Consider the following 25,400-nt stretch of genomic DNA (forward strand, 5'->3'; position numbering starts at 1 on the left):
AAAAGTCCCTCCTTTTATTATTCATCACATAGTTGTTTTAATCGTTCAATCACTTCATCCGCTTCTTCCCATGAGTAGACAGACGCACCGGATGCTAACGGATGTCCACCCCCACGATATTCAGCTGCTAAGGTATTAATGACTGGCCCTTTTGAACGTAAACGAACGCGAATTAATTTATCCTCTTCTACGAAAATCACCCATGATTTAATCCCTTTTACATTTCCTAAAGAACCGACGAGCTGAGAAGTTTGTTCCGTCGTCACATCGTACTCACGTAACAACTCTTTCGTAATTTTAATATATGCCGCTCCATTTTCAAACATCGTAAAGTTTTGGAAAATATATCCTTGTAAATGTAATACGTCACGATTCACTTCATACATCGCATCGAATAATGCCGTACGGTCAAAATCATAAGATACGAGCTCTGATGCTACTTGGAAAGTAAATTGCGTCGCACTCGGGAAGACGAATCGACCTGTATCGCCAACAATTCCAGCAAAAATTAAGCGAGCTGCTTCATTCGGTAATGTCCAGTTATAATTTTTCTCACCGTATTTAAAAAGACGGAAAATGAGCTCGCTCGAAGAACTCGATTTCGTATCTACCCAACGCATATCTCCGTAGTGATCGACATCTGGATGGTGGTCAATTTTAATGATGTAGTCGCCTTGTTTATAATACGGACTATCGATTCGCCCTGTATTTCCAGTATCAGTAATGATGACGAGAGCACCTTTATATTGCTCTTCCTCCACTTCATCTTGCGTCGCCAAATATGTAAGCAATTCATCGTGTTGCCCTGCCGCATACACTTCTTTATTCGGATAATTCGCTTGAATTAATTCTTTCAAACCTACTTGCGAACCATACGCATCTGGGTCTGGTCGCATATGTCGTAAAATAATAATTCGATCGTACTGTTCAATTTTTTCAATAATTTGCTGTTTCAATACAGTCACTCCTTCAAGTTCTTTTTTTAAAGAATAGTCGCAATTTCAATGATTTATCGTTACAATAGAAATATGTATGAATAAACGGAGGTTCTTTTTAGCATGAAAGTTTTGAATTCAGTTTTTCTTTTCGGACTCTCGGCGTCTTTCATTTTTTATTTCTATTTGAAAACGAAACAATTCCACACACCTCAAGTATACCCGATTCGCAAAAAAATGTATGCTAGTCTCGCTGGAATTCCTCTCGGTTTTCTTTTAATCTTTTTCGCTTTGAATCAGTTCGTACTGTTCGATGGCTGGATCACATACGTCGTCGGCATTGTCTTCATCATTTACGGACTCTATATGGCTGTCGTGAACTATAAAAAATATCAGCATTATGAGCAGTTCATCGAGGAAGAAACACGCTTAAATCAAAAATAAAACGAGACGGGACCGATAGCAAATAAAGTTGCTACAATGGTCTCGTCTCATTTTTATTTTTCAAACAGTTGATACATTACCATCGCACTCGCAATCACTTCTTGATTGTGAACAAAATCAAAGCTGAATTTAACAGAGCGACGACTTAAATGTAAAATTCGAGACTTTACTAAAACTCTCCCTCCGAGTGGAACTTGTTTAACAAAGTAAACAGTCAAACTTTCGGGGACTCCTTCACTTCGCTTATTTTGCTTCAACAGTTGACTACCAAATTCTGTTAAAATAGTCGTCAGCGCACCGTAAGATAACGCACCGAAATGATTGGTCAATTGTGGTGTTACTGTAAATGCGAGTGACGTCGGATCTTCCGGGACATCTGTCATTTGATTGCGCACGATGTCATCGATCGTTTCACCTTGTTGTGGTTGTCGTTGCGCCATTTGAAATGCCTTCAGCACATCCCGACGACTGATGATTCCTTCTAAATAATCATCTCGGTCGACGACAGGTGTTAAGTCGACACCTTCCCAAATCATATTATGGCCTGCTGCTGCAACGGTCATTTTATCGTTAACCGTGACCGGATGAGTAGACATCACATCTCGAATGAGTAAATGCTCTTCTTTCCCAACGGCATCACGACTCGTCACAATCCCGACGAGTTTTTTATTTTCATCGATGACAGGATAACCTGAGTGTGCAGACTTACGATTCACTTGATTGAAATATTCAATCGTATCGGACGGCTCGAAATAAATCGTTTTTTCTAAAGGTGTAATAATATCTTCTACGAGCAAAATTTCTTTTTCAATCAATTGGTCATAAATTGCACGGTTCAACATAGTCGCTACAGTAAACGTGTCATAACTCGTTGAAATGATCGGCATATCTAATTCATCAGCGATTCGCTTCGCACTTTCTGCCGTGTCGAATCCCCCTGTAATTAAAATAGCTGCTCCTGCGTTCAGTGCACTTTCATGAGCGCGCTCCCGGTTACCGACGATGAGCAAACTACCCGCATCGATATACTTCTCCATATCGGGCAATTGCATCGCTCCGATGACGAATTTCGTCAACGTTTTATGAAGACCGTTGCGTCCCCCTAACACTTGACCATCTACAATATTCACAACTTCTGCAAATGTTAATTTTTCAATATTTTCTTTTTTCTTTTTTTCGATTCGAATCGTCCCGACTCGTTCAATCGTGTTAACGAGCTTTTGATTTTCCGCCTCTTTAATGGCTCGGTAAGCTGTACCTTCACTGACAGAAAGTGCTCGAGCTACTTGTCGAACGGATATTTTTTCTCCGACTTCCAACCCTTCGATATATCTGAGGATCTGTTCATGTTTCGTAGCCATCGCTTCATCCTTCCTCTTTCGACTGAAGAAGAACACCCCGTTTGACGAGGTGTTCTCACTCTTATATTTCGAGCGTTGCGCCCACTTGCATAATATTTACTTCTGCATCTTTTACTAACGCTTTGAAATCTTCTGGATTTTGACGAATGGGTGGGAATGTATCGTAATGTACAGGAACGACGACTTTCGGCTTTAACATGCTCACTGCTAATGCCGCGTCTTCAGGACCCATCGTGAAGTTGTCACCGATCGGTAAAAAAGCAACATCGATATCATTCGTTCGACCGATAATTTCCATATCGCCAAATACGGAAGTGTCTCCTGCGTGATACACTGTTTTTCCTTCAGCATAAAGTAAAATACCAGCAGGCATTCCGGTATAAATAATCTCTCCATCTTCTGTCGTATAAGATGAACTATGGAATGCTTGCGTATATTTTAATTTTCCGAATTCGAATTCATAAGCGCCTCCGATATTCATCCCGTGTGTATCGAGACCTTGTTGGCCGAGATAAATCGCAAGTTCATTTGGTGCGATCACTTTCGCTCCACTCGCTTTTGCAATTTCAACGGTATCTCCAACATGATCGTTATGCCCATGCGTTAACAAAATGTAATCTGGTTTTTGATCTTCCACTTTCAAATCCGTTAGCTCATTCCCATTAATGAATGGATCGATGAGTAATGTTAATCCGTTCGTTTCAATTTTGACAATCGAATGTCCATGATAAGATAGTTTCATTTCCCATTTGCCTCCCTCATGCGTAATCGTTGTAAATATTCACACAGCTCATACTTCTACTGTATAACAGATTGGACAAAATTGCACCTTTTCTTTCTCCTTGTATGACGTTTCCTTTTTCATGCTTCCATTCTTTTTTATCGTCTTTCAATCTGTCATATTTAAATCATTGCACAGAAAAAACTGTGAAACAAATTCGTTCCACAGTCTGTATCTATATTTATTGTAACAAAGTTAACGGGTCGACATATTGTAAATCTTGCGCTTCCGCAATCGCACGATATGTCACTTCACCTTTATACGTATTGAGTCCGAGACGTAAAGATTCATCTTCTAAACATGCTCGTTCTAACCCTTTATTCGCGATTTGAAGCGCATAAGGAATCGTCACGTTCGTCAAAGCCATCGTCGACGTACGTGGCACCGCTCCTGGCATATTCGCAACAGCATAGTGAATAACGTCATGCTTCACATGAATTGGATTGTCATGTGTCGTAATGCGGTCAGACGTTTCGAAAATTCCCCCTTGGTCAATCGCGATATCGACGAGCACTGAACCTGGTTGCATTTTCTTAACCATTTCTTCCGTTACTAACTTCGGTGCACGTGCCCCTGGAATTAAAACAGCTCCGATGACGAGGTCTGATTCTGCTACAGCAGCTTCGATATTGTACGGGTTCGATACGAGTGTTTGAATGCTGTTTCCGAAAATTTCGTCTAATTGACGAAGGCGGTCGACAGATAAATCGAGCACGTTCACATGCGCCCCGAGACCAATCGCCACACGCGCTGCGTTCGCACCCGCTTGTCCTCCTCCAATAATCGTTACTCGACCACGGTCAACACCTGTTACACCTGCGAGTAAAATCCCTTTTCCACCTTTTGTTTTCTCTAAATATTGTGAACCAATTTGCGTCGCCATACGTCCTGCTACTTCACTCATCGGTGCGAGAAGTGGAAGTGAACGGTTCGGCATTTGGACCGTTTCATACGCAACACCTGTCACGCCTGTTTCTAGCAATTTTTTCGTTAATTTTAATTCCGGAGCTAAATGTAAGTAAGCAAAAATAATTAAGCCTTCACGGAAATATTGATATTCGTCTTCAGTCGGTTCTTTTACTTTCAATACCATGTCAACGTCCCATGCATCTTTCGCATGAGTGGCGATTGTCGCTCCCGCTTCATGGTACTCCTCATCTGTGAAGCCTGACCCTTCGCCTGCATTCGTCTCGACGATCACTGTATGACCGTTCGTCACGAGGTTGTGAGTGCCTGCTGGTGTCATTGCCACACGGTTTTCACTATTCAGTAACTCTTTTGGCACACCTATTCTCATCTCTATCCTTCCTCCTTAAACGTAGCCGTTCACCTTTCTAAAAAAAGACGACTATTCACCATATTTTATGGCATCGAAATCATTATTTCAACCATTGTTCTATAATAAGTTATCTAAATCTTCACAATCGGTAAAATATATTTAAACAACTTTTGTATTTCCAATAAAAAAGGAGTACAATAGCATTAGGTTAAATAATAAAAAATGGAGTTGATTGAAAATGACAATGAAATACTCACACATTCTCGTAGCAGTTGATGGTTCACCAGAAGCGAAGCACGCATTTGAAAAAGCGATTGAAATCGCAAAGCGTAACGGTTCAACTTTACACCTTGCAAACGTAATCGACACTCGTTCATACGCTGCAGTTGAAGCATATGACCGTACAATCGCGGAGCGCGCGCAAGAGTTCGCTGAAGATTTACTCGGCGATTACTCAACACAAGCGAAAGAATCAGGTGTGGAAGCGGTCGAAATCCACGTCGAGTATGGAAATCCAAAAACATTAATTCCACGCGACTTATCGAAAAAAGTGGAAGCGGACTTAATCGTCTGTGGTGCGACAGGACTTAACAAAGTAGAACGTTTCTTAATTGGTAGCGTTTCAGAAAATATCGTTCGTTCTGCACATTGTGACGTTTTAGTTGTTCGTGCTGACTCTTAATTTCAAATAAAAAACGTGCTGTTCTTCACTTTGAGTGAAAAGCAGCACGTTTTTTTATTATTTATTTTTCGTTGATTCATGTACTTTCGCAAAAAATCGAGCCATCGCATTCGCATCCGATAAATCCGGCACTGTTGCAAGTAAGACGTCTTTTTTACGTTTTTCTTTTTCGATGACGAGGATGCTTTTTCCTTGATTCGCATCTTTAAATAAAGTGGGTGGCAATTGGAAGAGCGCACTAATCGTCCCTTCACTTTTGAAAAATGGATAAAGTAAATCCGACTGTTCAGAATCAAATAAGTGATTCGGTACAAGTAACACAGCTACTCCATCTTCTTTCAAATAGTTTAGCGTTTGTTCGATAAATAGATGATGTGCATAGGCATGTCCTTCCGTTGGCATTAAGCGATAGTTCAATCCGTTTTCATCATCGGGATAATACCCGACAGGTAAATCACTTACGATGACGTCGACCGGGTCCATATAAAGCGGACGTAAACTATCTTGACAGTAATACGTAATCGGCTGTTCAACAAAGTCGCTAGCAGCCGCTCCGATACGGAGAAGTAAATCGTCAATTTCCACCCCATACCCTTGTATCGTCTTATGATCTAAATGATTCATCACAGTTAACAATAAATTGCTCGTCCCTACAGCTAAATCCGCGATGACGAGTTCTTTTTTACGTTCTGTCCATTTTTCGATAAAGTAACTCATCAACATTCCGAGCGCATCGGGTGTCATTTGATGATTCGATTGTGTTGATTGTTTCATCCCTTTAATAAGTGCAAGTTGTACAGCTTTCCGACGCTCTTCTTTCGTTCCTACTTTCTCTGCGTCGTTCAGCTGTTCTAAACGGGTGAGTAAATGTTCTAAATAAGCGACGCCTTCTTTTTCGTTAGATTCCTCGTCCAATTGATGAAATAGTGTTTCTACTGTTGACATCGTTATTCCTCCTGTTGAAAAATGACAAGGCATGGAGACACCTTGTCATCTGTCATTATTGTACTTCTGGTTGTTCGACTATTTTTGTCGGAATCGTCGGTTCGCGGAAGATCGGCTGATGCTTTAACGCATACGTATCTTCATAGACGACGACGGTATCGGCAATTAAATCATGCACCGCTTCCTTCTTCGGTAAAAATGGAATCGATAAATAAGGAAGGATGAGTAATCGCGAAATGAAACGACCGATCACTTCACGGAAAAACACTTGCTTCCATGTTAGCGGTGCATCAAACGCTGATTTCACTTGAATCCCGACAATCATTTTACCGAGTGTCTGTCCTAACTTTTTCGTCATGATGGCAAAATAAATGAAAGCAATCACAAATAGTACGATGCGGTAAGGTGTGAAAAATAAAAACCATCCTTTACTAATCGACCATCCAAACCATTTAAATAGCGGCTTTACTAAAATGGAGCCTATCGCATTAACCGTTAACATATCGAGGACAAATGCCCAAAAACGAACCCAAAAACCAGCGTATTTCAATTCATATTGATCGGCTGTTGTCGCTTGTCGTTCTATCATTTGTATTCCTCCTCTCAATATTCACCATATAAGTACATCATGCGTGGTGCGCCATTATCGCTCAACAATTTCGCTACCATTTGTGATTCAAAGTCCGGACGTAACATTTGTTGCATCTTTAAGCCGAATAATGAAGCGAATCCTTGATTTTGTGAATAAGAGAATACTTGCGCGTTCTCTAATCCGAAGTCTGCTTTCAATGCTTCAATGACTTCTTCACGTTTGCCGAAGTCATCTGCTAAACCAGCTTCGATCGCTTGGCGACCATTCATAATACGTCCGTCGGCTACTTTTTTCACATCGGCGACAGACATTTCACGACCTTCTGCAATAATTTCTACAAAACGTTCATACGAATCATTTAACATTTCTTGCAATAAGTTACGTTCACGATCTGTCATCGCGCGATTCGGGCTCATCATATCTTTAAACTCGCCTGATTTAATCGTATTGAATGAAATCCCTACTTTTTCTGCAAGTTCACTATAATTCATCGCTTGCATAATGACACCGATTGATCCGGTAATCGTTTCACGGTTGACGAAGATTTTATCGGCTGGCGCACTAATGTAATAACCACCTGACGCTGCCATTCCACCCATTGATACGTAAATTGGAATTTCGCGTTCTTCTTGAATCGCAATTAATGCATCATAAATGTCTGCAGATTCCAACACGCCGCCACCCGGACTGTTGACAGCGAGCACGATTCCTTTTACAGATTCATCTTCACGAATGTCTTGGAGTTGCTTCATGAAAAATGTATGGTCATAACCTGAGCTGAACATGCCGGTCGCGCCTAAATCTTGAATCGCGCCATCTACTTCTAACACAGCAATACGATTCATCGCATCGCCTTTTTCAATCACTTTCATTCCTGTACTTGCTAAAGCTTCTTCTTGCATTTCTTCCATCGCTGTTGAAAAGTCAGTCGTCACAAATGACCAAACGACATTCACAGCGACTGAAATGAAAATTAGTGCAACGACTGTAATTAATGCAATAATTTGTTTTAATTTCATTATTCAATTCTCCTCTTTTTTATCTATCCTTACAGCAATTCACTGAATGAAGGTGTTTTGTCACGCTTCGTTGAAATGACTACTTCTCGCTCATTCACTGCTTCCGTAATGAGTTCTTCAAAATCAACTTGCCCTTCGAAATGTTCTACCTTATCAAGTTTTGGCTTTGTCGTCGGGTTCGCTGGTGTGAAAATCGTACAGCAATCTTCGTAAGGACGTATCGATATGTCATACGTTCCGATATGCTCGGAAGTTTCAATAATTTCACTTTTGTCGAACGTGACGAGTGGACGAATGATCGGTGTTGCGGTTACTGCGTTGATCGCTGTCATACTTTCTAACGTTTGACTCGCGACTTGCCCGATACTTTCCCCTGTTACAATTCCGAGTAAATCTCGCTCTTCACGTACTCGGTCTGCAATGCGCATCATGAGACGGCGTGTTACTGTCATCGTTAAGTTCGCTGGGATTTTTTCATCGATTAATTTTTGAATTTTCGTAAATGGAATGACATGCACTTTAATTGTCGGACCAAATTTCGATAAATGTTCGGCAAGATCGAGCACTTTTTCTTTCGCTAAGTCACTCGTATACGGCGGACTCGCAAAGTGAATCGCTTCTAAAGCAACACCGCGCTTCAACATGTAATAACCAGCGACAGGACTGTCAATTCCTCCTGATAACATGAGTAAAGAACGCCCGCTTGAACCGACTGGGAGTCCTCCTGGACCTTTGTACACTTCACTTGAAACGTAAGCAGCATCGCGACGAATGTCGACATGAAGTACGAAATCAGGGTTTTTCATTTGAGCGGTTAACTCTGGATAGTTGCGCAGAGCATGTGCACCGATCCACTGTTGAATTTGTTGCGATGTTTTGCTGTATGTTTTATCCGCACGTTTCGCTTCCACTTTAAATGTTTTTCCCGTTAAGTCTTTCATACTTAATACATCGAGGACGAGCTTTTCAATCGCTTCGTCTGTCCGTTCTGTACGTGCAATCGGACTGTAAGAATGAATGCCGAAAACATGCTGCAGACGTTGAAGCACTTCTTCAATTTCCGATTCATCTTCCGCTCGAATAAACATACGATCTCGTTCCGCATGAACAGAAACCGTTTCTAAATCTTTCGTTTGAAACTTCACATTTTTGCGTAGACGTTGTACGAATAAGTTACGATTGCGCCCTTTGAGTGATAATTCTCCGTAGCGCACTAAAATTTCATTCCATTTCATTGTATATATCCTCACTTTACTTGTTCATTTAATGCTGTTAAAGCATGTAATAATTGTTCGATCTGTTCACCGGTTGTCGTTACTCCTAAACTAATTCGAATGATACCTGTCGCCCATTCTTTCGGAATTTTCAACGCTTCCGCTACATGACTTAATGTGCCGTCCAATGAGCTACATGCACTCGATGTCGAGACGATGATGTCGCGCTGTTGTAAAAAATTCACTGCTACTTCCCCGCGTATACCACGAATCGCTAACGCAATAATGTGCGCTGCACCGTCGTGCGGACCGACCACTTGAATCTCACTTAACGATTCAACATGATCGATCATTTGATTTTTCCATTGACGATATTCTTCCCGTTCTGTCGTTCGAATCGCAAGACGCATCGCTTTCGCTAGGGCGACTGCTTCTGCTAACGGAATCGTCCCGCTACGGATATTTTGTTGTTGGCCACCACCATACAATATCGGTTCTAGCGGATAGCGATGACGTAAAAATAGTGCACCACTTCCACGCATTCCGTTAATTTTATGGGCGGAAATTGACATCATATCCGCCCCGTCGATTCCAAATGGCACGTCAATTTTCCCAAAACTTTGTACTGCATCGACGTGAAAGACGGCTTGACTATGACGTTGAATGACTTCTTTCAAAGCGCGAATATTTTGAGTAGCTCCCATTTCATTGTTGACATGCATAATCGAGACGAGAATCGTTTCATCCGTCAATGCTTCTTTTAATTGTTCTATAACGACTTGGCCTTGTTCATCGACAGGTAAATACGTAATCGTAAAGCCTTCTTTTTCTAATGCGCGACATGCTTCTAATACAGAAGCATGTTCAATCGTCGTCGTCACGATATGCTTACCTAAATGGACATTTTTTCTCGCATAACCGATAATCGCTAAATTATTCGCCTCTGTACCACCTGATGTATAAATGACTTCTCCTTGGGGCATGGAAAGCAATTGTTTAATTTGAACAGTCGCCTGTTCAAACAGTGCATTCGCTTCTACTCCTAATTTATGCAAAGATGACGGATTCGCAAAGTATTTTGTGCTCACTGCAACATATGATTGAATCACTTCCTCATTTGGTGGGGATGTTGCGCTATGGTCTAAGTAAATCATCTTTCTTCTTTCCTCCAACTATTTACGAATGAAAGCCACCAGCAACGAATGCGCGGTGGCTCATCTTTTCGATGTTATAATGATTGTTTAATTTTTTCAAGCGCTCCTGGCTCTACTTCTTCAACAGCAGCCATCGCTTCTTCTAATGCTTTCGTATAACGATAATCCATAAATGCTCGTTCTGCAATCTTTAAACGTTCATCCAATTGAGAGTCATTTAAGCGATAACGGTTTCCGTATTGAATAATTTCTTCAATCAAATGGACATTCGCTAACAGTTGCTCGACCTCTTCCGCTATATCGTTCGTTGCTGTCTCTGCTTCTTGCGCTTGTAATTCTACAGATTCCATATCGATTGGCGCTTCATTTAAACTTTCATAAGCGATGTAAATTTTTTCTTCCGCTTCTTCCATGCGCGTATTAATATCGCTTGGAATCCCTGGCATATTACTGCGATGTAATAGACGATCTGATTCTTGCATTTGCTTCGTCAAACGATCTAACTGTTCACGTACTCGATTTTCATCGGTGCGTAAGTTTTTAATTTTTGAAGTGAAGCTTTCTAGCTCTTCTTCGCTTTGATCGATATGAAGCAAAACTTTTTCAACTTCTTCCCAAACGACTGAATATGTCGTCGGTGGATGATTGTACTGATGGAGTAAATCTTCATAACGAATACGATATTCTTGTAAAGCGCGTAACAACTTTTCAGGTAAAGCCGCTTCTTGAACGCTTAATTGATAACTTCTTTGAACAGCCTCCGCTTCCGCAATCGCGCTATTCGCATCATGCATCAAGTGATTCAATCGATCATATCCATCTTCTATTTCCTTCTGTAAATTTCCTTTCGCACGCACTTCTTGTTCTAATAAATCATAAAATTGTTCCATTTGATTTTCAACTTGTAGCAACTGTTCTTCGACAACTTGCAAGTTCAGCTCTTTCACTTCGAGCCCTAACTCTTTTAATTGCACTTCAATCTGTTCAAGTTGTTCTTCGATGCCTAAATGGATTAAGTGATATTGCTGTTCTTCCATATCGCGCATTCCGTTGCGTAAATCTTTCATCGTCGCTGGAATCGTTTTATTCAATTTACTTAACAAGGTAGGGGTTTGATCGATTAACTTAAATACTTCTTCAGACTCTTGTGTCAAATGCAAAACAATTTCACGAGCCGTTAAATAATTACCTTGTTCCGTCAACTTTTCATACTCTTCAAATTGCGGTGTGAAAGTTTCTAATTTCTTTTCTAACGGTTCGAATGCTTGACCGAAATCAAATTGTTTCGCTAAAATCGTTTGACGAGCTATTCGGTAGTTTTCTTGAATCGCTTCCATTTCAAAGCGATTTTTCTCTTCACTTCCCATCAACTCATCCAATTCTTCTAAAATTTGTTTATGCTTTTGATCACACTTTTGAATTTCTTCAAAGATTTCTCGTTCAATCGCGCTCGCTTTTTTAAATTTCAAACGATCGATCGCATCTTCTGCGTCAAAAAGCATCGTATCGATTTGAGGCATGACGACATCGATTACTTCCGTCCACTCTTCACGCCATCTTTCAAACTTCTCTTCTGTTTCCCCTGTCATATTTAAACGCTTTAACTTTGTAAGTTCTTCGAAGATTGGTTGATGTTGAATTTGTAATTTTTCATCTTCTAATAACAAAATTTCGTTTATATGTTTTTTACGTATTAAATAAATGACCATTGCAATTGCAAATAAAAATACGATGATTAATACAATCATTTTACCCAAACACGTTCACCTCTATTTTCCACTATGTATATTTATATTATCTTATATGTTAAGCGGTTTAAACCATTTTCCTTTCTTTTTTTATAATTCCTCTCATTCTCCGCAAAAAAACGACAGACTGCTTACAGTTCTGTCGCTTTCTATCATCCATTGGATTGCAGTGGCTTATATATTACGTATTTATTTTTTCCCGTTTCTTTCGCTTCGTATAAAGCTTCATCTGTAAAAATAAACAGTTCCTTATACGTATACTGGTTCGCTTCTGACCAATGCATAACTCCCATTGAAACGGTCACTTGTGGATTTGTACTTACTGGAATTTGTTCTAATATCTCATTCGCGTATCGCAAACCACTCTCCAAATCAATCGCTGGCAATAAGACAGTGATTTCTTCTCCACCCCAACGACTCGCTACTCCGTACTCACCGACGATCGACTTTACGATATTCGCTACTTGAACGAGCACTTGGTCTCCGATTGCGTGTCCATGTGTATCGTTCACTTTCTTAAAGTCGTCAATGTCTAAAATGAGTAACACGCCACATTCATCATATTTTAATGATTGAGCGATGACCTTGTCTGCGTAACGACGAGAGTACAATTTAGTCAAACTATCTTTATCGACGAGCTCTTGAAGTTGCTCTCGCAATAAAATGTTAGAAACTGCTAAGCTCGCATGGCTAATTAAAGAGCGGACTAATTTAAAATCTTCAAAGGAGAAGGCATATTTCTCTCGATGTAATAAAATGACAAACCCCTGTACTTGACCTCGACTGACGACCGGTGCTGCAATTAAAGACTGGAACTCCGGCACTTTCGACGAATCGATATCAAAATCCGCATCAAAAATCGCATCATTCGTTTCGATAATCTTTTGTCCGATTTGATACAAATAACGCTCACCCCACTCAGATGCGAAATAGGGTGAACTTTCTTTTAAAATGTGCAGTAAGCCTTCTTCAAAAAAAACAAAGGCGTATTCTGTCGGTTTAAATGCACGGACGAGTTGATTTTTTAAAAAGATGATCATTTCATGTAACTCTAAATTATCATTTAAACGTTTTGACGTTTCATTCACTAATTGCAAATCATTAATCAAGTTCGATGATTGGTTGTACAAGCTCGCATTTTCCAAAGCGTTTCCTGCTGATTGTGCAACCATTTGGATAAATTCGATTTCGAGTTCAGAGTACACGTAATGCTCACTTGAGCAAATTTGTAAAATTCCATAAATCCCTTGTTTTCCTTTAATCGGGACGTTGCGCACGACACGTGTCGGTAACCGCCCTGTATCAATCGTCATTTCACCAGAAAGAAAAGCCTCAATCGTCAGTTGGCGCTCGTTTAAATAATCGAATAGACGATAACTCGTCACTTGTTCCTTCTGTTCATGAGAGAGTAATAAATCGACACTCATGTTCGGAAAACGCTCTTTAATTGTTTGCATGACGATGTCCAAAATCTCTTTACTTTCCATCGTGGCATTGAAAGCCTTCGTCACTTCATAAAGTTTTCGATAGTTCGATTCACGATTTTGCATTTTCATCAGTTTTGTAATGAAATTGCACGCCCGAAAGAACATGCGTCTAAATTCATTATACTGTTCTGTTTTTTTAAATTCCGTCCATTGATTTGTAGACTGAAGTAAAATTAACGCTAAAATTTGTTCTTCTTCTCGATAAGCTAAAACGTCATCGTATTGATGATTGTACATGTCATATAACCATTGCATTTTTTGATTGAATTCTTCTTCTTTAATACGAGAATCTAAAATAGAGCAAGGTAAATTATTATATGTTTGATAGGAGACGAGCTGTTGATGTTCTGCATACAAAAGCTGCGTACGTTGAACGTTGAAATAGTTCTTTAAAACCATATTAATCTTTTCGTACAATAAAATATGCGTCCAATCAATCATCTCTACATCATATAAGCTATAGATTTCCGTTTTCAACGATTCATACGTTTGATCATCCATTCAATGGGTCACCTCACTATCCAGTTGATTAGCAAAACTATTATAATACAAAGTAACTACTATTGCTACTAAACGAAATGAATTACGTAACACGATTCTTTCTATTTTAACCTTATTTTCTATTGACAAGCGGCAGAAAAATTAGTAGAATGGTTCAGGTGTAAGATAAACGCAGCAGTTGTACACATCTTCATTTTATTCTAATCCACATTCGTGGTGATGCATCGTGTAATTCGATGGCTGCTCGAACGAAGGTGCAATAAGTTAGAATAGATGAGATGACGCGTACTTCTGGTTTTTATTTTACAAATAAAACCAAATTAAAAGGAGGAGTCATTCATGGCTCGTTATACAGGTCCAACTTGGAAAATCTCACGTCGCTTAGGAATCTCTTTAAGCGGTACTGGTAAAGAAATCGAAAAGCGTCCATACGCACCAGGACAACATGGTCCAACTCAACGTACGAAATTATCAGAGTACGGTAAACAATTACAGGAAAAACAAAAACTTCGTTTCATGTACGGTGTAAACGAACGTCAATTCCGTAACTTATTCAACAAAGCAGGACAAATGCAAGGTGTTCACGGTGAGAACTTCATGATCTTACTCGAAACACGTCTTGATAACTTAGTATACCGTATGGGTCTTGCACGCACACGTCGTGCTGCTCGTCAGCTCGTTAACCATGGCCACATCTTAGTGGACGGAAAACGTCTTGACATCCCATCATACAGCGTAAAACCAGGTCAAGAGATCTCTTTACGTGAACGTTCATTAAACTTAAGCGTTGTAACTGAAGCTTTAGAATTAAACAGCTTCGTTCCAGAATACTTAGAGTTTGATGCAGAAGCTAAAAAAGCGAAATTCGTTCGTTTACCAGAGCGTAGCGAATTATCAGGCGAAATCGACGAAGCATTAATCGTTGAGTTCTACTCACGTTAATTTTTTCACGATTTTTCAGCCTTTTTACAAGAAACCTCATCAATCAACAAACGTTGATATGATGGGGTTTTCTTATGTTTTCAGCTGAATATGCCCCTCCGATATAACCCCCTAAATTTGGGGCAAGCAGTGGGGCAAGCTTACAATAAGTAATTAGTACGAATTTTCTACAAAAGGAGATGAGTTTTTGATCGTCGCCATCGGTATTGCTTCCATCATTCCAAATGACACTTTTCACTTTACTGACGCTACTGTCATCCAAACAACAAACGCTCGTTTGCGGTACCGTTCATCCTACGATGAGAACCGCGTTGATTTTCACTTCACTGTCGTCTTTCCCGAAAATCGTTCATGTCGGACAATTGACGATTATTACTCTTATGTAAAACCTCATGTCGATCGAGCGTTCGGAGCGAGAGGTGTCGTCACATTCGTTCAAACATATGAATTAGAAATAACAACATATCACCCTTTTCAATAATTCATCAAAAAAACAGAGTTGAAGCGCATAGGCTCCCTACTCTGTTTTCTTTTTATTAATTGACAACTTTAAAAGCTTCAATCGCGATATCATCTTCAAAATGCGTAAACAACTGTGCAAGTCGCTCTTCTTTAAATTGTAATAAAGCGAGCGAACGCGTCTCCAAGTCTAAATCTTCAAACGATTCAACATCCGCAATAATGACGACATCCGCATAATCAAATCGCTCATCCCCAATCGCTAAGTCACCACTGTAACTCGTTGTCACACGGATTTCTTCTGGTAAAACAGATTCCGACTCAGCAAAAGATAACAGTGGACGCTGCGAGTCGATTCGACGCCATTTTTTATATTTTTTATCTGTTTTCACACGCAGTAATCGTTCATCTATTAATATGTCAGCCATTTGTCGACTCATATACACTATTTTCTTACCGTCTACTTCTTCTTTTTTTATTTCAAATGTTTTGTTGTTCTCTAATTGATTCGTCCAAGCAATCGGTGAGTCTTCCCACTCTCTTTCATCCCCAATCACAAGTACGGAACGTTCTTTTTCAAGTGCTGAACAGCCTGCTAAAAATAGCGTGAGCACTATGACGAGAACAAACGGCTTCACCCATTTTTTCATCTGTTCACTCTCCTTCTTACTATGATATAAGAAATCTTACAAAATAGCATCTTCTTTCAACCGTTATCTTTTTGTCTAAATTGTGAACTTCCGTAATAATCTCTACTATTATTTTATCATACAATGGCATTTTTATCATCTGAGAAACGCTGTAATCATTGATATGACAACTTTTCATAAACCCCATACCGTATGAGCAATTCGCTAGAGTTTCACAACTAATCATGTTAAATTGTTACATAGTATGTGAAAAGATAAACATAGTTAGAAAGGAAGTTTCATATGTCAACACCACAAATTATTCCAAAACCACTCGTACAGACGAACCAAGTATTTATTATCGTCACTGTTTTACTCGGAATGTTCGTCAATACGAACATTTTGTACATTCCGTTCGTTCTCGGACTATTTACCGTACTTACTAAAATGAATCCTGTGATCATCGCAGCGCGCCCATTTTTACGTAAACCAGCAGATCAATACCATCCAGAAGATAAAGATCAACAAATCTTCAACCAATGGATTGCGACAATTATGCTCGGACTCGCTATTTTATCGTTCGCGATGGGTTGGACGATTGCAGCGTACGTCTTCTCGATTATGATGTTAATTGCGACAGGCTTAGCGTTATTCTTTGATTTCTGCTTAGGCTGTACAGTGCGTTTCCAATACCAAATGTGGAAAGGTCGTCGCAAACGCGCGAAAATGTCGCAACAATAAAATCGAAAATGCCCGAAGTCATCGTTTCTTGACTTCAGGCATTTTTCATTTCACTGCTTTTTGGAAACCATCTCCGAGCACTTCACGCACGTCATGAATGACGACGAAAGCATCTTCATCCACATTCGACACGAGCGCTTTTAACTTTACGAGCTCCGGTTTGTTAATGACGATATAAAGCACTTCTTTTTCTTCCCCTGTATAACCTCCACGTCCATCTAATACGGTAACTCCACGTTGAATTTTTTTCATAATTTCATCGCGAATCGCTTCCGGTTGACGTGAAATGATCGTCACTGCTGTTCTGTGATTTAATCCTTCGATGACATAATCCATCACACTCGCTCCAACATAAACTGCAACGAGTGTGTACATCGCTTTCGCTTCTCCGATAACAAAGTACGATCCTACGATGACGAGCACGTCGATGAGAAGCATCCCTTTCGCAATCGACCATCCTAAAAACTGATGCGCTAGTTGCGCTAAAATAGCTGAACCTCCACTCGTCCCACCAGCACGAAAAATAAATCCGAGTCCAATTCCGACGAAAAGTCCTGAAAATAGAGCGGCGAGTAATGTATCGTCATGAGGAGTGAGTAAAATTCCTTCTGTTATATATAAAAAGAAAGATGACATAAGTGTTACAGCAATCGTATAATACAATGTTTTTCGACTAAAATATTTATACCCAATAATTAATAAAAGTCCGTTTAAAATAAAGTTGATCAAGCCAGGTGACCATTCGAATACGTAATAGGCGATAATCGTAAGACCGATGACGCCCCCTTCCGCTAACTCGTTTGGGATAGAAAAATAGTTTACCCCGAAAGCGAAAAGAAACGAACCGACTACAAGTCCTAACCATTCAAGCCATTTTGACACGGGCTACCTCCATTCTTACTTCCATTCTTTCGCTTGCGTCGTCACAGTGTGCATAAAACTCTCAAGCGCCGGTGTCATCCATTTATCTTCATGATAAGCGAGCTGCGTATGCACGATAAATGTTTGACAAGCGAGTTGCAACTGCACGAGTTCCCCTCGACTCAATTCTTCACAAACTGTCATCTTCGGCAAAAATGATAAACCGAGCTCTGCTTTTACAGACTGTTTAATCGCTTCAATACTCCAAAACGATAACGCTTGATACGGAATGCGTCGCTCATCTAACTCTAATTCCAACAATTCACGATAACTGCCAGGCTCCGTAAGTAAAAATACTTCATCTTTCAATTGATTGTAATGAATGTTCGGACCTTGCGCTAACGGATGGTTCGGCGAGGCGACAATGACGAGCTCCTCTTCAATTAAATCGATCGTGACGATGTCTTCATTCAATCGCTCTGGATTAATGAACAGAGCACAATCAAATTTCCCCTCTTTTAATTCTTGTTGTAACGACTGATTTTCTGACGGCTGTAATAAAAGATGAACATTCGGATATTTCTTTTTATATTCCGATAAGATCGTCGGTAAACGGTATGCCATAAGCGACTCATTCGCTCCGATGCGAATCGTCCCTTTCGGCGTTTCCATACATTGTGCAGACCGCACTGCCTCATCATGCAATTGTACAATTTGCTTCGCATACGTCAATAAGCGTTCTCCACTATCCGTTAATGTGACAGTTTTCCCTAAACGATCAAATACACGATTGCCCACTTCTTCCTCAATCGCACGAATATGGTTCGTCACGGTAGATTGGGTATATCCGAGCTGTTCTCCAGCTTTTGTAAATCCTTCACATTTAGCTACTTCAATAAATGTTCGTAATTGACGAATCTCCAATAAGTTCAACCTTCTTTCTCATTGCGTCCACGATGAAAAGTCGTCATCGGTCATTATAGTATGACATGAACGATAATTGAAATGAATGATTTTAATCAAAATGATTTATAAATCTAATGACATTTGGTAAAGTAAGAGGAAGCACGATTATTTTATATGTAGAAAGGGGTATTTATCAATATGACAATACGTAAATTCGGTTTTGCTTTCTTACTTGCGATGTTATCTGTCGTTTTAATTGCTTGTTCTTCAAACGATTCAAATGACGACACATCCAATAAAGAACCAGAATCAAATGACAAAGCAGCAGATGAGCTCGTCATCGGTGTCGCAATCGAAGCGACGACGATTGACCCTGCAGGATCCAACGATTTATCAAGTGAAAAAATTCAAGCGAATATTTTCGAAAAATTAACAGAGCGTGACGACAATAACGAAATCGTTCCAGGACTCGCAGAATCTTGGGAGTTTATCGATGAAACGACGGTCGAATTCAAATTGCGTCAAGGCGTTAAATTCCATGATGGAGAAGACTTCAATGCCGAAGCAGTCAAAATGAATATCGATCGTATTTTAGACGAGGAAGTCGCTTCACCGAAAGCGAACACACTCGATATGATCGAATCGGTCACAGTCATCGACGATTACACAGTACAAGTGAAAACAGAATTCCCATTTTCACCGATTCTCGTACACTTATCTCACAGTGCTGGAGGAATGGTCAGTCCTAAAGTCATCGAAGAAGATTACGCTGCGATGAAAGAAGGGAAAGCAGTCGGCACTGTCGTCAACCAAAAACCGATTGGCACAGGCTTCTTAAAGTTTGAAGAGTGGAAACCAGACCAAGAAATTACACTCGTGAAAAACGAAGATTACTGGGGAGAACCTGTAAAATATGAAAGAGCGATTTTTAAAGTCATCCCTGAAACAGCGACACGTGTTGCTGACTTAGAGCGCGGCTTCATTCATATCGCAGAAGAAATGCAAGCGACACAAGTTGAAACGATCAACGAAGGAGACTATGCGACAATCGATGTAACACAATCGACAGGTCTCACTTTTATCGGATTCAACGTTGAGAAAGAACCGTTCAATGATGTCGATGTTCGTAAGGCGATGACGATGCTCATCAATAAACAAGAAATTATCGACGGCGTTTATGAAGGTTATGCTCAAGAAGCAATCGGTCCACTCGCACCACTCGCATTCGGCTTCTCTGAAAATTTAAAACCACTTCCATATGATGTGGAAGAAGCGACAAAAATCTTAAAAGAAAAAAATCTTGAAGGAATGAAATTATCATTCTGGACAAACGATGATGACAAACGTAAAGATACAGCAGTCATCTTGCAATCAACTTTAAAAGACCTCGGCATTGATATGACGATTGAAACGATGGAATTCGGTGCGTATTTAGATGAACTTCGCGCTGGAAAACACGATATGTACATGTTGAGCTGGGGGAACAGTTTAGCAGATGGCGATAACGGATTGTACAACTTATTCCATTCATCTGGTAAAGGTTCACCTCCGAACGCTATGTTCTTCGCAGATGATCGCGTAGACGAATTGTTAAAGCAAGGTCGTGAAGAACAAGACACTGAAAAACGTCGTCTCGTCTATGAAGAATTGCAACAACTTCTCATTGACGAAGCTCCGATGATGTACTTGAATCACCCAGATTACTTAACAGCAGTTAGCAATAAAGTAAAAGGTTTCAAAATGTCGACAGCGAACATCTTCAAAATTCAAGATGTTGAAATTACACAATAATTGACAGTGAAATGCCTGCGTACTCATATGTGCGCAGGCATTTTTTATTTCAGTCGAATATGATGTTTCAATATATGTTGTTGAAGCCCCGGTTTTGCGACGATGAACGTTTCTTGTCCGAGCAAAGAAAGAGGTTCTCCTTTCATCGTTGAAGATACAGCACCCACTTCCGATGCTATAACCATTCCTCCTGCTACATCCCAAGGGGAAAGTCTCATCGACATGTAAGCATCCATTCTACCGCTCGATACATAGGCGAGCTCGATTGCAGCTGACCCGTAAGAGCGAGTCCCTCTACAACTGCGCACAAGCTCAATTAACGGCTCATGTTCGACATATCGATTCGGGGTTGCCCAGATTGCATTTACGCCGATCACGGCCTCAGAAAGCGGTGTATTTTCAAGGCGTGGTAAACGCTCATCGTTAAAGTATGCACCTTCTCCTCGCGTCGCATGATAAAAATCATCACGCATGACATCATAAATATATCCAAGCATGCCAACTCCATCGAGATAAATGCCTAATGAAATCGCAAAATTACGCTTTTGATGAACGAAATTCATCGTGCCGTCAATCGGGTCTAAAAACCAAACGACACCGTCTAATGAATCGATTTGATCTCCAAATCCTTCTTCACCTACGATGCGATGCTCTGGAAAATCACGCGTTATATGTTCGATGAAAAATTGCTCAATTTCTCGATCAATATTTGTCACTAAATCATTCGCACTCGCCTTCGTATCTACCGAAATATTCGTATAAAACGAGACACGAATGCGATGTCCCGCTTCTTTAATTAATGATTTCGCATATTTGTCAATTGCTCCCCAATTCATACGTGTCACCCACCTTCTATTTCTTAGTATAACATGAAAAAGGTGTGAACAAACGGTTCTTCGCTCGTTCACACCTTTATGGACATGTACAATTTTCTGTCATGTATGTTCTCCTTTACAGTTCACCATACTGTTGTAATTCATCTGTAATTTCAAATAAACGTTTTTTACTGGACTGAACGGCTTTTTCTTCTTTATTTTGTAACGCTTCATGGAGTGACAAAAGTTCATAGTCTAATTCATAACGTAAATTTTGAATATACACTTCGTACTGATTTAATTCAGTATTTAAATCGATAACTTGTCGCATAGTAATCACCCTTTCTCCTCGTTCTTTATACTCTACTTGTTCCCACAATTTTGTTACACTAAACATATGTGAAAGGAGAATGTTTTGTGACATATTGGACAGAAGATGATTTTAATGTATTTACGATAGAAGGACTAGAAAATAGAATGACTGCTTTACAGCAACAAATCCAACCGAAATTTAGAGAGTTAGGTGAATTGTATAGCGCGACATTGTCCGCTCATGGTTTAGGTGAGTTTCATCCCCATGTAGCGAAGCATGCGCGACGGACGGTCAATCCTCCAAGTGATAGCTGGGTCGCTTTCGCACCGTCAAAACGAGGCTATAAAGCGTTACCTCACTTTCAAATTGGCTTATGGGACGACAGACTATTTATTACACTCGTCGTCATTTACGAAAATACGAAAAAGCGTGAAATTAGCGAAACTTTAACGAAGCATCCTGAAGTTATTACAAATTTACCTGAACACTTTATTATGAGTGGAGACCATACGAAAAAACCGAGCGACTCTTTACAGTCACTCGGCGAAAGCGGCATAGAGGCGCTCATCACTCGTTTACATGATGTGAAAAGTGCAGAGCTCGTCATCGGCGTTAGTTTGACAGCGAAAGAGGCTTGCCAATTATCGAAAACTCAATTTTTCGATCTCGTTCATAAAACGTTTGAACAATTGATGCCATTATACCGTCTCTATATTAATACGCCTTAACGATCCATTGAAATCTTTTCGGCATCTGGTCGTTCTTTAGCGAGTTTGACAGCGTGATAACAGCTGTATGAACTCGCTTTTTCGAATTGACGGAAAATCGTTTTCTCTTCAGCTTTCGATGGTACGACTACTTTAAACTGGCGGTACGCTTCCATTAATGCTTCGCGGGAAACCGATGTTTCATACGCTTGCTCTACCGCTTCAAAAAAGCGCACCACTTGTACCATTTCTTCTGTTGACCAATCGAGGTCGAGTGGGTAACTGTAATCCATTTATATCCTCCTATGAAAAATACCGCTTATACGACGTATAAGCGGTATAAAAAGCTATTTTATTTTGTTACCATATGAATCGGCTTGCCGAGAGCAACTTCCGCTGCCTCCATAGCAATTTCACCTAATGTTGGGTGAGCATGAATTGTCATTGCCATATCTTCAAGTGTCATACCTGCTTCAATCGCAATACCGAACTCTGAAATCATATCAGATGCGTTCGCGCCTACGATTTGACCACCAAGGATGAGTCCGTCTTCTTTACGAGCGACGATTTTAACGAATCCTTCAGTCGCACCAAGTGCAAGTGCACGGCCATTTGCAGCATATGGGAATTTACCAGCGATTACTTCATAACCTTCTTCTTTCGCTTGATCTTCTGAAAGACCAACTGTTGCGAGTTCTGGAGATGTAAAGCATACTGCAGGAATTGCGATGTAGTCTACTTCAGATTTTTCACCTGAAATAGCTTCCGCCGCTACTTTTGCTTCGTATGAAGCTTTATGCGCAAGTTGTGGACCTTCGACAACGTCACCGATTGCGAAGATGTTTGGAACATTCGTACGACCTTGTTTATCTACTTTGATTAATCCGCGGTCTGTCATTTCGATTCCAACGCCTTCTAAACCGATTTCGTCTGTGTTTGGACGGCGACCTACTGTAACGAGTACGTAATCAGCTTCGATTGTTTTCTCTTCACCTTTTACTTCGTAAGTTACTTTCACTTCATCGTCTTTTTCTTCCACACCTTTAGCGAGTGCTTCTGTAACGATTTCAACGTCTTTTTTCTTCAAGCCTTTTTTGACGATTGCTGTCATTTGTTTTTCGAAGCCGAGTAAGATGTCTTTTCCACCTTCAAGGATCGTTACTTCCGTTCCTAAGTTCGCGTATGCTGAACCGAGTTCTGTCCCGATGTATCCTCCACCGATGACAACTAATTTTTTAGGTAATTTTTCTAATGAGAGTGCTCCTGTTGAGTTGAGAACACGTTTTGAGTAAGCGAAACCAGGGATTTCAACTGGACGTGAACCTGTTGCGATAATCGCATTTTTGAACTTGTACGTCTGTGCAGAGTCTTCGTTCATCACGCGTGCAGTGTTCGCATCGTTGAAATATGCTTCCCCTTTAATAATTTCAACTTTATTCCCTTTCAGCAATCCTTCAACGCCACCTGTTAAACGGTTTACGACGCTTTCTTTATACTTCATTGCTTGTGAGAAATCGAGCTTAACGTCTTTCACTTCAATTCCCATATCGTCTGCTTCTTGTGCTTGTACAAAACGCTCTCCGACTGAGATTAAAGCTTTAGATGGAATACAGCCGACGTTTAAACATACGCCACCGAGTTCATCTTTCTCAACGATTGCTACTTTTTGACCAAGTTGTGCTGCACGAATTGCTGCAACATATCCTCCTGGGCCTGATCCTACTACGAGTGTGTCAACTTCGATTGGAAAATCTCCTACTACCATTTGCTTACGCCTCCATTAATAATAGTTCTGGATTACTTATGAGTTCCTTAAAATAGTTTAACGCATTTTGGCCTGTTGCGCCATCAATAACTCTATGATCGAATACAAATGATAATGCGAGCATTGGAGCTGCAACGATTTCGCCATCTTTTACGATCGCTTTTTCAGCGATACGGCCGATTCCTAAAATCATCACTTCTGGGTGGTTAATAATTGGTGTGAACCATTGGCCACCCGCTGAACCGATATTCGTAATTGAACATGAAGCACCTTGCATTTCGTTCGGAGCAAGTTTGCCGTCACGTGCTTTTACTGCGAGTTCATTAATTTCAGATGAAATGTTGAAGATTGATTTACGGTCTGCATGTTTCACGACTGGAACGAGAAGTCCACGGTCCGTGTCTGCTGCAATTCCGATGTTGTAGTAATGTTTTTGGATAAGTTCGTCTGTCTCGTCATCAAGTGATGTGTTCAATACAGGGAACTCACGTAATGTCGCAACGAGTGCTTTTACGACGTATGGTAAAAATGTTAATTTAATATCTTTCGCTGCTGCCACTTCTTTAAATTTCTTACGGTGTGCAACGAGTTTCGTTACGTCTACTTCGTCGATCAATGTAACGTGTGGAACTGTTTTCTTCGAGTTCACCATCGCTTTTGCAATTGCACGACGCATACCCGATAATTTTTCACGTGTTTCTGGGAAGTCTCCTTCTGGAACGACAGGTTTTGAAGCTTTTGCTTCTGGTGCTGCAGTTTCTTCAGAAGTTGCATCTGCTGATGGTGCTGTTTGATCACCGTTTAAGAATGCTTCAATATCTTCTTTTAAAATACGGCCGTTTTTGCCTGTTCCTGTTACGTCTGCAATTTGAACGTCATTGTCGCGTGCAAATTTACGTACAGATGGCATTGCGATGACACGGCTAGGACCTTTTGATGGAACCGCTTCACCTTTTTCTTGTTCTTTCGCAGCTGGTGCCGTTTCTTGTTTCGGCTCTTCCGCTACTTTTTCTTCTGCTTTCGGCTGTTCGATTTCTTCCTCAGCATCTGAATCGTCTGACTCGTAGCCAGGTGCGTCAAAGCTAATTAAGACGTCTCCTACAACCGCTACCGTACCTTCTTCAACGTGAATTTTCTCAACTTTACCTGTCACTGGTGACGGGATTTCAACGACTGCCTTATCGTTTTGGACTTCAAGTAATGTATCGTCCTCTTCGATTGAATCGCCTTCTTTTACGAACCACTTTACGATTTCACCTTCATGGATACCTTCACCGATATCTGGCAACTTAAATTTAAATGCCAAATTGCTCACCCTTTCTTTATCAA

26 protein-coding genes are annotated in these 25,400 nt (G+C 40.4%); 7 read left to right on the plus strand and 19 right to left on the minus strand.

The window, feature by feature from the left end; all coding sequences use genetic code 11:
* Nucleotides 1-17: 17 nt before the first annotated feature.
* Nucleotides 18-956 (minus strand): DHH family phosphoesterase, encoded by a 939-nt coding sequence (locus ACFQ0V_RS11185; RefSeq protein ID WP_381013480.1) that lies wholly within the window; start codon nt 954-956, stop codon nt 18-20.
* A 102-nt stretch (nt 957-1,058) separates the two neighbouring features.
* Between ACFQ0V_RS11185 and ACFQ0V_RS11190 the strand changes: the two genes are divergently transcribed.
* Complete coding sequence (locus ACFQ0V_RS11190) at nt 1,059-1,379, plus strand: YtpI family protein (protein WP_381013482.1); 321 nt, start codon at nt 1,059-1,061, stop codon at nt 1,377-1,379.
* 53 nt (nt 1,380-1,432) lie between these two features.
* On the opposite strand, the gene ACFQ0V_RS11195 is transcribed toward ACFQ0V_RS11190, so the two are convergent.
* From ACFQ0V_RS11195 to ald, 3 genes are all read right to left on the minus strand, one after another.
* Nucleotides 1,433-2,740 (minus strand): DRTGG domain-containing protein, encoded by a 1,308-nt coding sequence (locus ACFQ0V_RS11195; protein ID WP_381013485.1) that lies wholly within the window; start codon nt 2,738-2,740, stop codon nt 1,433-1,435.
* Nucleotides 2,741-2,801: 61 nt separating this feature from the next.
* Nucleotides 2,802-3,482 (minus strand): metal-dependent hydrolase, encoded by a 681-nt coding sequence (locus ACFQ0V_RS11200; RefSeq protein WP_381013488.1) that lies wholly within the window; start codon nt 3,480-3,482, stop codon nt 2,802-2,804.
* 220 nt (nt 3,483-3,702) lie between these two features.
* Nucleotides 3,703-4,818 carry an alanine dehydrogenase gene (gene ald / locus ACFQ0V_RS11205; protein WP_381013489.1) on the minus strand — a complete coding sequence of 372 codons (1,116 nt, stop codon included), beginning with the start codon at nt 4,816-4,818 and terminating at the stop codon, nt 3,703-3,705.
* Nucleotides 4,819-5,038: 220 nt separating this feature from the next.
* Here ald and ACFQ0V_RS11210 point away from each other — a divergent pair, with 220 nt between their 5' ends.
* The gene (locus tag ACFQ0V_RS11210; protein WP_381013492.1) at nt 5,039-5,482 is read left to right on the plus strand and encodes a universal stress protein; all 444 of its coding nucleotides are present in this window, start codon (nt 5,039-5,041) and stop codon (nt 5,480-5,482) included.
* A gap of 57 nt (nt 5,483-5,539) precedes the next feature.
* Here ACFQ0V_RS11210 and ACFQ0V_RS11215 read toward each other — a convergent pair whose 3' ends face one another.
* From ACFQ0V_RS11215 to ACFQ0V_RS11245, 7 genes are all read right to left on the minus strand, one after another.
* Complete coding sequence (locus ACFQ0V_RS11215; RefSeq protein WP_381013495.1) at nt 5,540-6,427, minus strand: class I SAM-dependent methyltransferase; 888 nt, start codon at nt 6,425-6,427, stop codon at nt 5,540-5,542.
* Between the two features lie 55 nt (nt 6,428-6,482).
* Entirely contained in the window at nt 6,483-7,016 is a 534-nt protein-coding gene (locus ACFQ0V_RS11220) for an RDD family protein (RefSeq protein WP_381013498.1), read from the minus strand.
* Nucleotides 7,017-7,030: 14 nt separating this feature from the next.
* Nucleotides 7,031-8,038 (minus strand): signal peptide peptidase SppA, encoded by a 1,008-nt coding sequence (gene sppA / locus ACFQ0V_RS11225; RefSeq protein WP_381013500.1) that lies wholly within the window; start codon nt 8,036-8,038, stop codon nt 7,031-7,033.
* A gap of 29 nt (nt 8,039-8,067) precedes the next feature.
* Nucleotides 8,068-9,273, minus strand: a complete 1,206-nt coding sequence (gene thiI / locus ACFQ0V_RS11230) for a tRNA uracil 4-sulfurtransferase ThiI (RefSeq protein WP_381013503.1) — start codon at nt 9,271-9,273, stop codon at nt 8,068-8,070.
* A gap of 11 nt (nt 9,274-9,284) precedes the next feature.
* Nucleotides 9,285-10,406: a cysteine desulfurase family protein gene (locus ACFQ0V_RS11235; protein WP_381013505.1), complete on the minus strand. Its 1,122-nt coding sequence runs from the start codon at nt 10,404-10,406 to the stop codon at nt 9,285-9,287.
* 74 nt (nt 10,407-10,480) lie between these two features.
* Nucleotides 10,481-12,154: a septation ring formation regulator EzrA gene (locus ACFQ0V_RS11240; RefSeq protein ID WP_381013689.1), complete on the minus strand. Its 1,674-nt coding sequence runs from the start codon at nt 12,152-12,154 to the stop codon at nt 10,481-10,483.
* Between the two features lie 152 nt (nt 12,155-12,306).
* The gene (locus tag ACFQ0V_RS11245) at nt 12,307-14,142 is read right to left on the minus strand and encodes a sensor domain-containing diguanylate cyclase (RefSeq protein ID WP_381013508.1); all 1,836 of its coding nucleotides are present in this window, start codon (nt 14,140-14,142) and stop codon (nt 12,307-12,309) included.
* A gap of 339 nt (nt 14,143-14,481) precedes the next feature.
* On the opposite strand from ACFQ0V_RS11245, the gene rpsD reads away from it, so the two are divergent.
* Nucleotides 14,482-15,084, plus strand: coding sequence for a 30S ribosomal protein S4 (gene rpsD / locus ACFQ0V_RS11250; protein WP_381013511.1), 603 nt, complete (start codon nt 14,482-14,484; stop codon nt 15,082-15,084).
* A 187-nt stretch (nt 15,085-15,271) separates the two neighbouring features.
* Nucleotides 15,272-15,565, plus strand: coding sequence for a hypothetical protein (locus ACFQ0V_RS11255; protein WP_381013514.1), 294 nt, complete (start codon nt 15,272-15,274; stop codon nt 15,563-15,565).
* A 55-nt stretch (nt 15,566-15,620) separates the two neighbouring features.
* Here ACFQ0V_RS11255 and ACFQ0V_RS11260 read toward each other — a convergent pair whose 3' ends face one another.
* Nucleotides 15,621-16,193, minus strand: a complete 573-nt coding sequence (locus tag ACFQ0V_RS11260) for a lipoprotein BA_5634 family protein (RefSeq protein ID WP_381013517.1) — start codon at nt 16,191-16,193, stop codon at nt 15,621-15,623.
* A 282-nt stretch (nt 16,194-16,475) separates the two neighbouring features.
* Here ACFQ0V_RS11260 and ACFQ0V_RS11265 point away from each other — a divergent pair, with 282 nt between their 5' ends.
* Nucleotides 16,476-16,913 (plus strand): DUF4395 domain-containing protein, encoded by a 438-nt coding sequence (locus ACFQ0V_RS11265; protein WP_381013520.1) that lies wholly within the window; start codon nt 16,476-16,478, stop codon nt 16,911-16,913.
* Between the two features lie 45 nt (nt 16,914-16,958).
* Here the strand turns inward: ACFQ0V_RS11265 and ACFQ0V_RS11270 are convergent, their stop codons facing one another.
* Entirely contained in the window at nt 16,959-17,795 is an 837-nt protein-coding gene (locus ACFQ0V_RS11270) for a YitT family protein (RefSeq protein ID WP_381013522.1), read from the minus strand.
* A 15-nt stretch (nt 17,796-17,810) separates the two neighbouring features.
* Entirely contained in the window at nt 17,811-18,698 is an 888-nt protein-coding gene (locus ACFQ0V_RS11275; RefSeq protein ID WP_381013525.1) for a LysR family transcriptional regulator, read from the minus strand.
* A gap of 180 nt (nt 18,699-18,878) precedes the next feature.
* On the opposite strand from ACFQ0V_RS11275, the gene ACFQ0V_RS11280 reads away from it, so the two are divergent.
* The gene (locus ACFQ0V_RS11280) at nt 18,879-20,471 is read left to right on the plus strand and encodes a glutathione ABC transporter substrate-binding protein (RefSeq protein WP_381013528.1); all 1,593 of its coding nucleotides are present in this window, start codon (nt 18,879-18,881) and stop codon (nt 20,469-20,471) included.
* Nucleotides 20,472-20,515: 44 nt separating this feature from the next.
* Here ACFQ0V_RS11280 and ACFQ0V_RS11285 read toward each other — a convergent pair whose 3' ends face one another.
* Both ACFQ0V_RS11285 and ACFQ0V_RS11290 read right to left on the minus strand, forming a co-directional pair.
* The gene (locus ACFQ0V_RS11285; RefSeq protein ID WP_381013531.1) at nt 20,516-21,307 is read right to left on the minus strand and encodes an inositol monophosphatase family protein; all 792 of its coding nucleotides are present in this window, start codon (nt 21,305-21,307) and stop codon (nt 20,516-20,518) included.
* A gap of 115 nt (nt 21,308-21,422) precedes the next feature.
* Nucleotides 21,423-21,626: a hypothetical protein gene (locus ACFQ0V_RS11290; protein WP_381013534.1), complete on the minus strand. Its 204-nt coding sequence runs from the start codon at nt 21,624-21,626 to the stop codon at nt 21,423-21,425.
* A 77-nt stretch (nt 21,627-21,703) separates the two neighbouring features.
* Here ACFQ0V_RS11290 and ACFQ0V_RS11295 point away from each other — a divergent pair, with 77 nt between their 5' ends.
* A complete protein-coding gene (locus ACFQ0V_RS11295; RefSeq protein ID WP_381013536.1) occupies nt 21,704-22,327 on the plus strand; it encodes a YktB family protein in 624 nt (207 codons plus the stop codon).
* Here the strand turns inward: ACFQ0V_RS11295 and ACFQ0V_RS11300 are convergent.
* From ACFQ0V_RS11300 to ACFQ0V_RS11310, 3 genes are read right to left on the minus strand one after another with little or no spacing between them, the layout of a single operon-like run.
* On the minus strand, nt 22,324-22,599 hold the full coding sequence (locus ACFQ0V_RS11300) for a UPF0223 family protein (RefSeq protein WP_381013539.1): 276 nt from the start codon (nt 22,597-22,599) through the stop codon (nt 22,324-22,326). The two genes, ACFQ0V_RS11295 and ACFQ0V_RS11300, sit on opposite strands and share 4 nt — an antisense overlap.
* Nucleotides 22,600-22,658: 59 nt before the next feature.
* Nucleotides 22,659-24,071: a dihydrolipoyl dehydrogenase gene (gene lpdA, locus ACFQ0V_RS11305; protein ID WP_381013542.1), complete on the minus strand. Its 1,413-nt coding sequence runs from the start codon at nt 24,069-24,071 to the stop codon at nt 22,659-22,661.
* A 4-nt stretch (nt 24,072-24,075) separates the two neighbouring features.
* Complete coding sequence (locus ACFQ0V_RS11310; RefSeq protein WP_381013544.1) at nt 24,076-25,377, minus strand: dihydrolipoamide acetyltransferase family protein; 1,302 nt, start codon at nt 25,375-25,377, stop codon at nt 24,076-24,078.
* Nucleotides 25,378-25,400 lie beyond the last annotated feature (23 nt).

The sequence above is a fragment of the Savagea faecisuis genome (assembly GCF_042675605.1).
In the GTDB taxonomy this organism is placed as follows: Bacteria; Bacillota; Bacilli; order Bacillales_A; family Planococcaceae; genus Savagea; species Savagea faecisuis.